The following is a 13210-nucleotide window of genomic DNA, read 5'->3' as shown; positions in this document are numbered from 1 at the left end:
GGCATTTTTTGTATCTACATATTAAACTTCCAAATAGCCATTTTTATTATTTGATTGCCATCTCCAAGAATCTGCACACATTTCTTCTAATCCACGTTTTGCTTCCCATCCTAGTTCACGTTTTGCCTTTGATGCATCTGCAAAACATATTGCCACATCACCAGGACGACGCTCTGTAATTTTATAAGGAACTTTTTTTCCTGAAACCCTTTCAAATGCTTCAACCATCTCAAGTACACTATACCCTGTACCTGTGCCCAAATTATAAGCATCTACTCCTGTTGTATTCAGTACTTTCTCTAGCGCTTTTACGTGACCTTTTGCTAAGTCTACAACATGTATGTAGTCACGGATGCCTGTTCCATCTTTCGTTGGGTAGTCATTTCCAAATACACTTAATTCTTTTAGCTTACCTACTGCCACTTGTGTAACATATGGCATTAAGTTATTTGGAATTCCATTTGGATCCTCTCCAATACGTCCACTTTCATGTGCACCAAATGGGTTGAAATAGCGGAGTAACGCGATACTCCATTCTCTATCTGCAAATGCTACATCACGCATAATTTGCTCAATCATTAATTTCGTTTGACCATATGGATTTGTTGCACTTAATGGAAACTCCTCTGTAATCGGTGACGTTTCCGGGATACCATATACAGTTGCGGATGAACTAAAAATCATCTTCTTTACATTATGTTTCTGCATTACTTCACATAGCACTAAAGTGCTCGTAATGTTGTTATGATAATATGTTAATGGAATTGCTACTGATTCCCCTACAGCTTTAAATCCTGCAAAGTGAATAACTGCTTCGATTGCATTTTCTTCAAAAATTGCGTCAAGTGCTTCTTGATTTAAAACATCTTCTTTATAAAACTTAAATTGTTTTCCTGTTATTTCTTTCACTCGATTTATAGATTCTACCGAGCTATTCGAAAGATTATCAACTACTATAATTTCGTAACCGCTATTTAGTAATTCTACACATGTATGACTACCAATATACCCTGCTCCACCTGTTACAAGTATTGCCATAATTATAGTCCTCCATATTTCATTCATTATAAACTTCTCAAAGTATATCACATATTTCTTATCCTATGTTTAATATGCGAACACAGAAACTTACATTTTATCCCATAATAATTTTATAACATATACGATTCCAATCAAGTAATAAGAAAAATGCCACATAATTTTTGTTATGTGGCGTTTTTCTTATTAAATTACGTAACAATATACACTTAGAAAATGTGCAAGACTACCTAATAATACAAAAACGTGAAAAATTTCATGATGTCCCATATATTTAAACTCTAGCCATTTTGGCTTTGTTCCATAAATAAATCCACCAATTGTATAAAAAATGCCCCCAAGTACTAAGAAAACAATGCCTCCTGTACTTAAATTCTCAGCTAACGGTGCAAAGAATAAAACAATTAACCAACCCATCGTAATATAAATTGCTGTCGATAACCATCTTGGACAATTAAACCAAAACATTTTAAACACAATGCCACAAATCGCAGTTGCATAGACTAAACAAAATAATAACAAACCACTTGCTGAATTTAATGTAATTAAGCAAAAGGGTGCATATGTACCTGCAATTAATATAAAAATCATAGAATGATCTAGCTTCCTAAAGAAGTAAATAACACGTTCATTGGCCACAACACTATGATATACAGCTGATGCCGTATAAAGGACCATCATTCCAATCCCAAACAAAATAACAGCTGTAATTGCAGCAAATGATGGCATCTTGATAGAAACTTTCACAAGCATAGCTAATAAGGCAATAAATGATAATATCGCTCCACCTAAGTGAGTAAATGCATTAACTGGTTCCCTTACATAAGCATTCATAATAACACCCCTCATATAATTACATGTAGTTTCAATAACTACATGTAATTATATACACATTTCTTTTTAAGGTCAACATTTACAATTTATTTGTTTCGTAATACCATATTTAAGGATGTATTAGACATTAAGTTCCACTAAGTTATAAAAGTGAGGGATTCTACGTGGAAAATATAAATGAATTACTTGAGACATTGCATTTAGAAAAAAATATTAAACTTGAGGATATTCCAAATGTTGACTTATATGTAGATCAAGTTGTCCAACTATTTGAGAATACTTATGCAGATACAACGAGAACTGATGATGAAAAAGTATTAACAAAAACGATGATTAATAATTACGCAAAAGGGAAACTATTCATCCCTATCAAAAATAAAAAATATTCAAAAGAGCATATGATTTTAATTAGCCTAATTTATCAATTAAAAGGTGCTCTTTCCATTAACGACATAAAAAGTTCATTAGAAACTATAAATGACTCCTTATTAAATGATGATTCATTCGAATTAAATACGTTATACAAAAATTATCTTGCTCTTACTGAAAGCAATGTCGAAAGCTTTAAACAAGACGTAAATAACCGTGTTACAGAAGTAAATGAGATTTCTTCCTTAGAAGACACAAAGCTAGAAAAATTTCTACTACTAACATCCTTCGTGACTATGAGTAATATGTATAGACGTTTAGCGGAGCAACTAGTGGATGATTTAAAAGAATCATAAATAAAAAACTATCCACCTATTAAAGTGGATAGTTTTTATTTACTTAATTGCTTCATGAACTTTTAGTTGTTTCCCTTTAATCGTTGTAGTCTTCATGACTTTCAAGACAAGTGGTCCTTTTCCATTTAATATTTCGACGTAAGAAACATTATCTTGTATCGTAATAATACCTATATCTTCTGCTGTAACACCTTTAATTTTAGCAATTGTACCGACGAAATCTACCGCCCTAATTTTCTTTTTCTTCCCGCCATTAAAGTACAGCTTCATAATGCCTTTGTTGATGTCTGCATTTTTATCTTTCTTTATAATTGGTTTAGCATGTATCTTTTCTTCAAATGCAGCTTTCCCTTTCATAACTTCTTCTTTTGAAGGTCCAATTGCCTTTGGAATTTCAAAGCCAATATACTCCTCAATCTCTTCTAAAAATCTATTTTCATATGGTGTTATAAATGTAATAGCTTTTCCACTATTTCCAGCTCGTCCCGTTCTTCCAGTACGATGTACATAGCTTTCTTTTTCAAGTGGAATATCATAATTAATAACATGTGTAATATTATCAATATCAATTCCTCTCGCAGCTACGTCTGTTGCTACTAAATAACGGAATTTTCCTTTTCTAAAATCATCCATGACTTCAAAACGATCTTCTTGTACCATACCACCATGTATTTTGTCACAAGGATAGTTAGCTCGTTTTAATTGTCTATATACATGATCTACATTTTCTTGTGTACGGCAGAAAATAATACAGCTATCAGGATTCTCAATCGTTGTTACATCTTTAAGTAGTGAAAACTTCTCGTCTTCTATCGCCTCAAAAAGGGTATGTTCAATTTTATCCGTCGTAATCCCAGCCGCTTTAATTTCAATATGAGTTGGTGCATTCATATATGTACGTGATAACCTTTCAACATCTTCCGGTAAAGTTGCTGAAAATAACATTGTCATTCTATTTGTAGGTAATTCATCAATAATTGCCTCTACTTGATCGATAAAGCCCATGTTTAGCATTTCGTCCGCTTCATCAATCACTAAATATTTTAATCGCTCTAAAGAAAGGGTCCCTTTTTCAATATGATCCAATACACGCCCTGGAGTCCCTACTACAATATGCGTCTTTTGCTTTAACTCTAATTTTTGACGTGCAAATGGGGACTTACCATAAATTGCGGCGGCTTTAATTCTTTTGAATCGCCCTATATTTGTAATATCTTCTTTCACCTGTACCGCAAGCTCTCTCGTTGGTGTTAAAACTAATGCTTGTGGTTTATTCTCTTCCCACTCCACCATCTCACAAAGTGGAATACCAAATGAAGCTGTTTTTCCACTTCCCGTCTGGGACTTCACAACAAGATCCTTCTTTTGTAATGCGACTGGAATAACCTCACCTTGTACTTCTGTTGGATGATCATACCCTAACCCCGTAAGTGCCCTTACAATTTCTTTACTTAATTTATACTCAAAAAACCCTTTTTTACTCATATATTAACCTCATTTTATTCTGTATTATTTTCTTTTTTATCTTTTGTATACGTTACTATCGCCCTACTTATTATACTTGAAACCTCACATAAAAAGATGGATTATGCCAGATTCATCTTTTTACATAGAAATAAACCTTATCATTTCATATATTATTCAACTACTTGATAACATCTTTTGCTCGTATTGTTAGCATTAACCTTTTCATAGAATCCTACATCCACTCCAAAAAATAAAAAGAATACATACACCCTTGTATAATTATCTTAATTTTTCAACCCTTTTTTATAAACGAACAATAAAAACAAAAAAACGTTTTAAATTCGTTTTTAACGTTGTTTTTTAGATATAAAATCTACTTTTTTAAAAAATGTTAAGAAATCCTTTGACTTTTTAATGAAAACAATGTAAATTATCATATGGACGAACATTTTTGATTAATAAAAATAAAATATTCGTATTTTAGGGGTGTAAATGATGGAAAACGTATTCGACTATGAAGATATTCAATTAATTCCTGCAAAATGTATTGTGAACAGCCGCTCTGAATGTGATACAACTGTCACTTTAGGTAAACATAAATTTAAATTACCTGTCGTACCTGCAAATATGCAAACGATTATTGATGAAAGAATTGCAACTTATTTAGCTGAAAATAATTACTTCTATATCATGCATCGTTTCCAACCAGAGAAACGAATCTCATTCATTAGAGATATGCAATCACGTGGATTAATCGCTTCTATTAGCGTTGGTGTAAAAGCGGACGAGTATGAATTCGTACAACAGTTAGCTGCTGAACACCTTACACCTGAATACATCACGATTGATATCGCGCATGGACATTCTAATGCTGTAATCAACATGATTCAACATATTAAAAAGCATTTACCAGAAAGCTTCGTTATCGCTGGAAACGTTGGAACTCCAGAAGCGGTAAGAGAATTAGAAAACGCTGGTGCTGACGCAACAAAAGTTGGTATTGGACCTGGTAAAGTTTGTATTACTAAAATTAAAACAGGCTTTGGAACTGGTGGTTGGCAACTAGCTGCACTTCGCTGGTGTGCAAAAGCTGCAAGTAAACCAATTATCGCTGACGGTGGTATTCGTACACATGGCGACGTAGCTAAATCTATTCGATTTGGGGCGACTATGGTTATGATCGGTTCTCTATTCGCTGGTCATGAAGAGTCTCCAGGGGAAACAATCGAAAAAGACGGCAAACTTTATAAAGAGTACTTCGGTTCAGCTTCTGAATTCCAAAAAGGTGAGAAGAAAAACGTTGAAGGTAAGAAAATGTTCGTTGAGCATAAAGGTTCTTTAGAAGACACTTTAATCGAAATGGAACAAGATCTTCAATCTTCTATCTCTTACGCTGGTGGAACAAAATTAGACTCTATTCGTACTGTGGATTATGTAGTCGTGAAAAACTCTATTTTCAACGGTGATAAAGTATATTAATTTTTAAATTTAACTCGAAGGACAAGCAGTTTTATGCTTGTCCTTCTTTTTCATATATAGAAATGTAAAATATTTTCATTTTACTGAATTTTCTAGTATTATGTTTTTAAATACTTATAATAAGGGGGATATAGCAAATGAAAAAAACTATTGAGAAACGTCATATTCGTGCAGACGTTCCTACTGAATTAACATGGGACCTCTCTGATTTATACGAATCTGATAAAGAGTGGGAAACTGCATTACGTGTATTAACAGATGATATAAAAAAACTTGATGCGTTTAAAGGTCAATTACACACTAGTCCCACGACCTTATTACATTGCCTACTTTTAGAAGAAGAGCTTTTAATGAAGTTAACAAAACTATACTCCTACGCAAATTTAAAAGAATCTACCGACCGTACAAATCCAGTTATTCAAGCGAACTCTTCCAAAATTTCCGCTTTATGGACGAAAGTACATACGGCGCTATCCTTTATTCATAATGAAATTCTCTCATTAGAAGAAGGAACAATTGAAAAATATTTAACTCAAGAAACAAAACTTGAACCTTTCCGTAAATCATTACTAGACATATTACAAAAAAGGCAGCACACGCTCTCTCCTGAAACTGAAGAAGCACTTGCTGCACTCGGCGAAGTACATAGTTCTCCATACAAAATTTACGGTATGACTAAATTAGCCGATATGGATTTTAACTCCATACAAGACGAACAAGGAAATGAACTTCCTGTCTCATTTGCATTATTTGAAAGTAAATATGAGTTTTCTCCAAGCGTAGACATACGCAGAAAGGCATACTCATCATTTGTGTCCACTTTGAAGCGATATAAAAATACCGTGGCAACAACATATGCTACCGAGGTAAAAAAACAAGTAACACTCTCTCGTTTACGCAAATTTGAATCTGTTACTCATATGCTTTTAGAACCTCAAAAAGTTCCACTTGAAATGTATAACAATCAACTCGATATTATTTATAAAGAATTGGCGCCTCATATGCGCCGTTTTGCAAATTTAAAAAAGAAAGTATTAGGACTCGATCAAATGCTGTTCTGCGACTTACATGCACCTTTAGATCCCGAATTTAATCCAGCAATTACTTACGAAGAAGCAGGAAAAATCATTCAAGAATCTTTACAAGTACTTGGCGATGAATATAGTGCCATTATCGAAAAAGGATTCAAAGAAAGATGGGTCGACCTTGCAGATAACGTAGGAAAATCAACTGGAGCATTTTGTTCAAGTCCATACGGTTCTCATCCATACATTTTAATTACATGGCAAAATACGATGCGCGGCTGCTTCACATTAGCTCATGAATTTGGGCACGCTGGTCATTTTTATTTAGCAAATAAAAACCAGCGTATTATGAATGTACGTCCATCTATGTACTTCGTTGAAGCACCATCTACAATGAATGAATTACTATTAGCCCAGCATTTATTAGCGACGAATGACGATAAGAGAATGCGCAGATGGGTAATCCTGCAACTACTTGGCACATATTATCACAACTTTGTTACTCACTTACTTGAGGGAGAATATCAAAGAAGAGTATACAGCCTAGCAGAAGAAGGTGGAGCACTTACAGCTACAACTTTAACTGAAATAAAAACAAATGTCCTTTCAACATTCTGGGGAGATTCCGTAAAAATTGATGAAGGTGCTGGCTTAACTTGGATGCGTCAACCTCATTATTATATGGGCTTATATTCTTACACGTATTCCGCAGGCCTCACTGCATCTACTGCAGTAGCTCAAATGATTAAAGAAGAAGGACAACCTGCCGTTGATCGCTGGTTAGATGTACTTCGCGCTGGTGGTACGATGAAACCACTTGAATTAATGAAACATGCCGGAGTCGATATGTCAAAACCAGATGCAATCCGCAGAGCTGTTTCTTACGTTGGTTCCTTAATTGATGAATTAGAGCGCTCTTATCAAGAATAAAAAATAAGCCCTCGCTTTATGAGGGCTTATTTCATATTTACTTTCCAAATCTTTTACGGTATCCACATTTTCTACATAGCTCTTCAACTGCAACTCTTCTAGAAAATCCATCAACAATGTTTGTTGCTCTTTCACCTTCTATAATGTTAGAAAATGAGTCATTATTAATATTCCCAAGATTAATGATTCCCTCACCATCTAAACAACAAGGAATAACCGTTCCGTTCGCTAAAATACCAGCTTGATTTCGAAGCCCGTGACAGAATCCTTTTCCATCATCCTCTTCTTCATGCAATGCTGGCCACTGGAATTCATAGTCTTGATTAATAAAGACACGTTCCGCAATTTTTATACCTTTTCCTGGTGTAAGCTTCTCTTCAATTTGATAAGATAGATCAAACTCATTTTCAATGATGGATAATAACTCTCTATTCTTCTGAATTTCAGCATTCGTTTTATTATCCTGCGTTAAATTCCATAATCTTAGTGAAACAATTAAATCTGATTGACTTGTCGCCTCTCTAATGAAGGAAAGTATACTTCTTACATACCCCTCTTTGTCTTGTGAACCTGGGTGCCCATCAAAACTATGCAGTGAAAAATTCATTTGTCTTAAAGCAGGCTTATTTAACAATCTATGCCTTCTCTTATTAATTAACGTTCCGTTCGTTGTAATATTAACTTTAAACCCTTTTTCATGGCTTAAATCTAACAATTGATCTATTTTTGGATGCAGCAACGGCTCACCCTTCACGTGCAAATAAATGTAGTCTGTGTGTGGTTTAATTTGGTCTAACCTTTTTGCAAAATCCTCCACAGAAATGAATTGCTTCTGTCTTTCCGTCGGCGGACAAAAGCTGCACGCAAGATTACATACACTCGTAATCTCCAAGTAAAATTTCTTAAACTTCTTCACCTTTAACTCCTCACTTCTATGACTACTTATACTTTTTCCTCTTCATATTACAGCATACTTTTTTAGAAATAGAAACATACTTATTTTAGAAATAGAAACATACTTATTTTAGGAAATATAGAAAACGGCCACATCTGTAGCCGTTTGAATGTACTATTACTATTTATGATACGGTTCACCGTATCTACCCATTCGGTAAATTTTTTAATATCCATAACCTAATTTAGGGTTTTATACATCTATATTACTATACATAAAATGATTAAAAAAGCATGGTTAAAATTATATACTCCTTATAATATTACAACTTGATTTAGAGCTTAAATATCCTATCTATTATTCCCCCCATTTTAATTAATGGATCAAAAACTTTATCTATTGTCTTCTCAACTATATCTTTCTTCTCTCCACGAACCTTATCATCCCATCCCAAAACTCTGTCGATTGTCCTACCAGCATTAATTAACGGATCAAAGGTTACATCTATAGCCCTTTCTACTATATCTCTATCATCATCCTCTGAGTTAATGTTAAGGGCTTGCTGTGATTTACGAACCCCAGTTACACACCAATAAGCAAAGTGCTCACAGTTGTTCTTGGTTAAATGATATCTTCCAAAGTCACTACCTAATTTACTAGTAGCTCTTTGAATAATTTCTTCAGGACTAAATTTTTTAGAGTACACATTTTCTATATAAGATATACCACCATTTTCAAATTCATCTAGAGATGTAAACATAATTCTAGCATCTTCAAAACTATCACCCGTAAAATGATAGACTCCATTTTCTCCATCATATATACCATAATGATCAGGTAATATATTTATTTTTCTAACCAGGGATACTTTAATGATATCACCTTTATACGCCATACTTTCCCTCTCCTATCATTTTCTTTTTATATAGTTACTAATATGCATCTATCATTTCCAGATAAAGGAATAGTTAAACCTTATTTAGAATTAAATTTATAAGACAAAATAGATTTTTCTAAATTACTATTGTAAAACTAAAAGAAGATGAAACCTGTTGGGAGGTTCCATCTTCTTCTATACCTAAAAGATATTTTTCTATTTTTCTATTAAAATGCAATGTAATAGAATCTAATTCCCTATTATTATTAATAGTTATTTTAGTTATTATTAACTGCAATATTAATTTTTGTTTTGTTGATTCTGTCCCCCTTATTAAATCATTAAATTTTTGAAGTAATTGTTTTACCTTATCAAAAGTAATAGGTTCTGAAGTGTTTTCTTGTAATTCTTTTTCAATTCGACTCTTATTAATCAAATATACTTCTATTTGATTTGAGATATATTCAAGTCGATTCGTTAATACATCTTTTAAAATTATCCCCTCTTCATATAAATCAAAAACTTTACATTTTTTATCTTCAAAATTCAAAATACTTTTATTAATGATATTTAACTCATCTTCTAAAGGCTTAACTTTATTTTTTATATTTAAATTTAAATTATTTATAATATCCCTTAAAATTTTATCTTTTGTTAATATGGTACTTATTCTCCCAAGAACAACCTCTTCAATCTTATCTGCCCTAATTCCATTTGAGTGGCAGGCTGCTGTCCCCTTATTTCTCCAAACCCCACACTGATAATACTTAATAATCTTTATGTTCCCATCCTTCAATTTCTTTTTTACCCTACCGGCCACCATAGGCGCCCCACACATAGGACATTTAATTAAACCCGACAAGGGGAACGTACCATCAAATATCCTCTGGGGTCTTCTAGATCTATTTATATATATTTCTTGTACCTTATTCCATAACTCTAATGAAATTATGGCTTCATGTTTACCTTCTGCATAAATAGGATTTTTATTTATACCTTTACGCCCTTTTTCGTTCCAATTTTCTCTGACATTATATCTTATTTTCCCTATATAAACAGGGTTTAATAAAATAGTACGGATAGCAATAGGCGTGAAAAAATTTCCTTTTTTAGTCTTGTACCCCCGCTTATTTACTAAATTTGTAATAGCTTTTAATCCACGTCCTTTGGCGTACAAATTAAATATTTCCTTTACAATAAATGCTTCTTTTTCATCTATTCCTAATCTTGTTGTATTTTCATCTTCATTTATTTTTACAGTATTATATCCTAATACAATGCCTCCATTCCATTTTCCCTCCCTAGCTCGCTGCTTCATTCCCATTTTTACATTTTCCACAATACTTTCTCGTTCAAATTCTCCTATAGAGGCTAATACATTCATAAGTAATTTCCCAGTAGGAGTAGCAGTATCAAATGCCTCACTACAACTCTTAAACCCCACATTATTTTTATCTAATTCATCTACAATTTTTAAAAGATCTAAATGATTCCTAGCTAATCTATTTGTTTTCCAAACCCATATTTCCTGAAACTTATCCCCTCTTGCATCTCTTAATAATCTCTGTAAGTCTGGACGGTTCTCCATGTTTTTTCCACTAATGCCCCTATCAACATATCGATCTACAACAATACGTCCTTCCTGTTCACATTTCTTTTTTACTACATCAAATTGTGCGTCAATTGAATACCCTTCTTCAGCTTGTTCGGCTGTAGACACCCTTGCATAAATTACTGCTTTTATCATTTTACTTCCCTCCTACTTCTTTTAATATTTCCTCTACCCAATCACTTAATAAATCAATTAATAAATTATAGGGAGAATCCTGCATAAATTATCAACCTCCACGTATATAATATTTATTTAAAAATATCATTATTACTTATAAGCCCACGTGCCCACTTTTATTTAGATACCTATCTAGATTTTGTCTATTGATTTTTAGTAGCCTTACACGTTGCCCTTTTGCAATTGTTACTTTGGGGCACTTTTTTCCAGAACCCTTATCTATCTCAATAATTCCATTTTCCTCTAAAAGTTCATGTAACTTTCTCATAGTTAGAGGGAAAACCTTATTTCTTTTTTGCCAAAATGTAAATATATTACTATAAGTTAATTCAGGCAGTAAGTAATAGTATTGATTATCATACCAGCCATATTTCTGTGTAATTATATCTTCCCCTATTTTTGACAAGGGCATTTTATTAGATGCAATTAATTCATCAATTGTATTTAGATACATACGCAATGGGTCCTCTATATCCATTTCAATATGTTGATTACTTACCAGCTGAATAAATACCTTTTCTGCTTGATTTAATTTCACGCTCATTTCTTCTTCTTTTATTACGCCCAGCTCTACCCCATATCTTAAATATAAAAGGCATGCATATTTTAAAGCCCATACACTTTCTATTAATCTGAAATGTATTTCTGTCCCCCTATATTTCTTCCTAAATTCATTAAGATCTATGTGTGGTAATATTCCTTTTTTATTTATATATAAAGTTAATCTATTTAAAAAATTATATATCATTGTTGGAAATGCAAGTGGATCCTTCTGACATTTAGTTAATCTGCCTAAATCCACACTTTCTTTATCAATAGGCACACTAATACACCTAGCTATATTTGATTTTATTCCCATAGAGTCTTCTGCGGTTATAGAACATAATCCTCTTGTCATTAATTCTCTTTGTTTAGTTAAATGAATATTACTTCTTGACTTACTGATCCTGTCCCCATACATCCTTAAAATAAATTCAGCTTTATTTTCCATATCTTTCTTTTCAGAAAGTTTATCTGTTGGATGATAATCATCTACTAATAAGGTACAATCCTTATATTCAAACATTTTTAATTCTAAAGCTGTTTTAGTATCCTTAAAATTAGCTGGTATTCCCTGGGGTAAATCCCGGTTAAATATATTAAAAAATAAACTTGCCAATGTTGTTTTTCGACTGCCGGTTGGGCCATGCAACCATAATACAAATTTTGGTTCCACATCATGTAACTTCAATAATGTATTAATCTTAGAAAGTAAAGTAAAACAAAGTAATGGCAATGTAACGCTTATATGTGAAACTTCTAATAGCTTTAATGATTTTTTATAAGCTTCAACTTCATCCATATCCTCATTAATTACTAAATTAAATGGCTGTAAACTGTCAGAGATATACGGATTCTTTTTTTGTCCTACTACGCCACCCCCATGTACATAAAAATAACCATCTTCAAATTGAGACCAGCCAATACTTTTATATACCATTTTCGTCTTTATTCCCTTACAAGCAATTTTTATAGCACAACGAATCTTTTCATAACATTTGTTTTCTGGATATAGAACACACTCAATCCCCCATTTATTTTCAATCCAATTCGGATTTCTTAATTCATCAAAGCTGACCTTAATAATAGGCATTTTCTTTTCATAATTTAAAAATCCAATAAGCTCTAATTTCATCTCTTTATTTATACCATCAGTAATAATTTCTTGAGAAATAGGGATTATTACTAAATTACACAAAGTTATAATGTCCTTATTTTTAGTTATACATAGATGTCCCTGCTTATTAATTGTATAATCAGTATTTTTATATAAGGATTTAATTTTTTTTATAAATTTGTAATCTGCACGAGTCACCTCGTTATACTGGTTACAATTACCAGATACCCCTAAAGAATTATTAAAGACTATGTCTCCTCTTTCCTCATGACTGTCCAATAATTTTTTAACCATATTTTCTCTTTCTTGAATACAACTCTTTAAATCCTTACTCGCTTGTATTGTTTTTTGCTTTTCCCCTAAATACCTAACTTTAACCTTTCTTACAGTATCTTTACCCATAACTAACTACCTCCTTGTAATCAACGATTGTAAAATACCCAATAACAACGGTTTTAAATTCCCCAAAAATAACAGATAATCGTTTCGAAACA

At 32.6% G+C, this 13210-nt stretch carries 10 protein-coding genes; 3 read left to right on the top strand and 7 right to left on the bottom strand.

Going from position 1 to position 13210, the window contains the following annotated elements:
• Positions 1-21 precede the first annotated feature (21 nt).
• Complete coding sequence (galE, locus tag PDQ68_RS17460) at positions 22-1038, bottom strand: UDP-glucose 4-epimerase GalE (RefSeq protein ID WP_000996533.1); 1017 nt, start codon at positions 1036-1038, stop codon at positions 22-24.
• Between the two features lie 186 nt (positions 1039-1224).
• Positions 1225-1872, bottom strand: a complete 648-nt coding sequence (gene trhA, locus PDQ68_RS17455; RefSeq protein WP_000995364.1) for a PAQR family membrane homeostasis protein TrhA — start codon at positions 1870-1872, stop codon at positions 1225-1227.
• A 164-nt stretch (positions 1873-2036) separates the two neighbouring features.
• Here trhA and PDQ68_RS17450 point away from each other — a divergent pair, with 164 nt between their 5' ends.
• On the top strand, positions 2037-2597 hold the full coding sequence (locus PDQ68_RS17450) for a DUF1836 domain-containing protein (protein WP_000427879.1): 561 nt from the start codon (positions 2037-2039) through the stop codon (positions 2595-2597).
• Positions 2598-2636: 39 nt separating this feature from the next.
• Here the strand turns inward: PDQ68_RS17450 and dbpA are convergent, their stop codons facing one another.
• Entirely contained in the window at positions 2637-4082 is a 1446-nt protein-coding gene (gene dbpA / locus PDQ68_RS17445) for an ATP-dependent RNA helicase DbpA (RefSeq protein WP_000037422.1), read from the bottom strand.
• Between the two features lie 477 nt (positions 4083-4559).
• Here dbpA and guaC point away from each other — a divergent pair, with 477 nt between their 5' ends.
• A complete protein-coding gene (gene guaC / locus PDQ68_RS17440) occupies positions 4560-5543 on the top strand; it encodes a GMP reductase (protein WP_000432432.1) in 984 nt (327 codons plus the stop codon).
• Positions 5544-5680: 137 nt separating this feature from the next.
• Complete coding sequence (pepF, locus tag PDQ68_RS17435) at positions 5681-7498, top strand: oligoendopeptidase F (protein WP_016719070.1); 1818 nt, start codon at positions 5681-5683, stop codon at positions 7496-7498.
• Positions 7499-7535: 37 nt separating this feature from the next.
• On the opposite strand, the gene PDQ68_RS17430 is transcribed toward pepF, so the two are convergent.
• The 4 genes from PDQ68_RS17430 to PDQ68_RS17415 form a co-directional block, all read right to left on the bottom strand.
• Positions 7536-8414, bottom strand: a complete 879-nt coding sequence (locus tag PDQ68_RS17430) for a radical SAM/SPASM domain-containing protein (protein WP_000713634.1) — start codon at positions 8412-8414, stop codon at positions 7536-7538.
• 313 nt (positions 8415-8727) lie between these two features.
• Positions 8728-9288 (bottom strand): lecithin retinol acyltransferase family protein, encoded by a 561-nt coding sequence (locus PDQ68_RS17425; protein WP_048532881.1) that lies wholly within the window; start codon positions 9286-9288, stop codon positions 8728-8730.
• Positions 9289-9406: 118 nt separating this feature from the next.
• Positions 9407-11017, bottom strand: a complete 1611-nt coding sequence (locus tag PDQ68_RS17420) for a recombinase family protein (RefSeq protein ID WP_048532883.1) — start codon at positions 11015-11017, stop codon at positions 9407-9409.
• A 136-nt stretch (positions 11018-11153) separates the two neighbouring features.
• Positions 11154-13118 carry a hypothetical protein gene (locus PDQ68_RS17415; protein ID WP_046952062.1) on the bottom strand — a complete coding sequence of 655 codons (1965 nt, stop codon included), beginning with the start codon at positions 13116-13118 and terminating at the stop codon, positions 11154-11156.
• Between the last annotated feature and the right edge of the window lie 92 nt (positions 13119-13210).

This window comes from Bacillus cereus group sp. Bc010 (assembly GCF_027716745.1).
GTDB lineage: Bacteria > Bacillota > Bacilli > Bacillales > Bacillaceae_G > Bacillus_A > Bacillus_A pacificus.
Note: the sequence above shows the minus strand (reverse complement) of the source record. Positions and strands in the feature narration are given on the sequence as shown.